The organism is Streptomyces sp. NPDC048479 (assembly GCF_040651435.1).
Classification (GTDB): domain Bacteria; phylum Actinomycetota; class Actinomycetes; order Streptomycetales; family Streptomycetaceae; genus Streptomyces.
Map to the genome: position 1 here is coordinate 3,427 of NZ_JBEZKA010000084.1, position 1,854 is coordinate 5,280.

Annotated in this window: 1 rRNA gene (only partly in view); it reads left to right on the top strand. The window is 57.1% G+C overall.

Features of this window, described 5'->3' with window-relative positions:
- Positions 1-1,832, top strand: a 23S ribosomal RNA gene (locus AB0D12_RS40875); it begins 1,365 nt to the left of the window's first position.
- Positions 1,833-1,854 lie beyond the last annotated feature (22 nt).

A 1,854-nucleotide genomic window follows, 5' to 3' on the forward strand; every position in this document is an offset into this window, starting at 1 on the left:
GTACGGGATGGGTAGGGGAGCGTCGTGTGCCGGGTGAAGCCGCCGCGTAAGCGAGTGGTGGACGGTTCACGAGTGAGAATGCAGGCATGAGTAGCGATACACACGTGAGAAACGTGTGCGCCGATTGACTAAGGGTTCCTGGGTCAAGCTGATCTGCCCAGGGTAAGTCGGGACCTAAGGCGAGGCCGACAGGCGTAGTCGATGGACAACCGGTTGATATTCCGGTACCCGCTTTGAAACGCCCAGTATCGAGCCCATTAATGCTAAGGCCGTGAAGCCGCCCTGATCTCTTCGGAGTTGAGGGGAGTGGTGGAGCCGCCGGCCCAAGGTGGTAGTAGGTAAGCGATGGGGTGACGCAGGAAGGTAGTCCAGCCCGGGCGGTGGTAGTCCCGGGGTAAGGGTGTAGGCCGTGTGATAGGCAAATCCGTCACACATTAAGGCTGAGACCTGATGCCGAGCCGATTGTGGTGAAGTGGATGATCCTATGCTGTCGAGAAAAGCCTCTAGCGAGTTTCATGGCGGCCCGTACCCTAAACCGACTCAGGTGGTCAGGTAGAGAATACCGAGGCGTTCGGGTGAACTATGGTTAAGGAACTCGGCAAAATGCCCCCGTAACTTCGGGAGAAGGGGGGCCATCACCGGTGACGGCATTTACTGCCAGAGCTGGGGGTGGCCGCAGAGACCAGCGAGAAGCGACTGTTTACTAAAAACACAGGTCCGTGCGAAGCCGTAAGGCGATGTATACGGACTGACGCCTGCCCGGTGCTGGAACGTTAAGGGGACCGGTTAGTCACATTTCGGTGTGGCGAAGCTGAGAACTTAAGCGCCAGTAAACGGCGGTGGTAACTATAACCATCCTAAGGTAGCGAAATTCCTTGTCGGGTAAGTTCCGACCTGCACGAATGGCGTAACGACTTCTCGACTGTCTCAACCATAGGCCCGGTGAAATTGCACTACGAGTAAAGATGCTCGTTTCGCGCAGCAGGACGGAAAGACCCCGGGACCTTTACTACAGTTTGATATTGGTGTTCGGTTCGGCTTGTGTAGGATAGGTGGGAGACTGTGAACTCTGGACGCCAGTTCAGGGGGAGTCATCGTTGAAATACCACTCTGGTCGTGCTGGATGTCTAACCTGGGTCCGTGATCCGGATCAGGGACAGTGTCTGATGGGTAGTTTAACTGGGGCGGTTGCCTCCTAAAGAGTAACGGAGGCGCCCAAAGGTTCCCTCAGCCTGGTTGGCAATCAGGTGTTGAGTGTAAGTGCACAAGGGAGCTTGACTGTGAGACCGACGGGTCGAGCAGGGACGAAAGTCGGGACTAGTGATCCGGCGGTGGCTTGTGGAAGCGCCGTCGCTCAACGGATAAAAGGTACCCCGGGGATAACAGGCTGATCTTCCCCAAGAGTCCATATCGACGGGATGGTTTGGCACCTCGATGTCGGCTCGTCGCATCCTGGGGCTGGAGTCGGTCCCAAGGGTTGGGCTGTTCGCCCATTAAAGCGGTACGCGAGCTGGGTTTAGAACGTCGTGAGACAGTTCGGTCCCTATCCGCTGCGCGCGCAGGAGTCTTGAGAAGGGCTGTCCCTAGTACGAGAGGACCGGGACGGACGAACCTCTGGTGTGCCAGTTGTCCTGCCAAGGGCATGGCTGGTTGGCTACGTTCGGAAAGGATAACCGCTGAAAGCATCTAAGCGGGAAGCCTGCTTCGAGATGAGGACTCCCACCCCCTTGAGGGGTTAAGGCTCCCAGTAGACGACTGGGTTGATAGGCCAGATGTGGAAGCCGGGCAACCGGTGAAGCTGACTGGTACTAATAGGCCGAGGGCTTGTCCTCAGTTGCTCGCGTCCACTGTGTT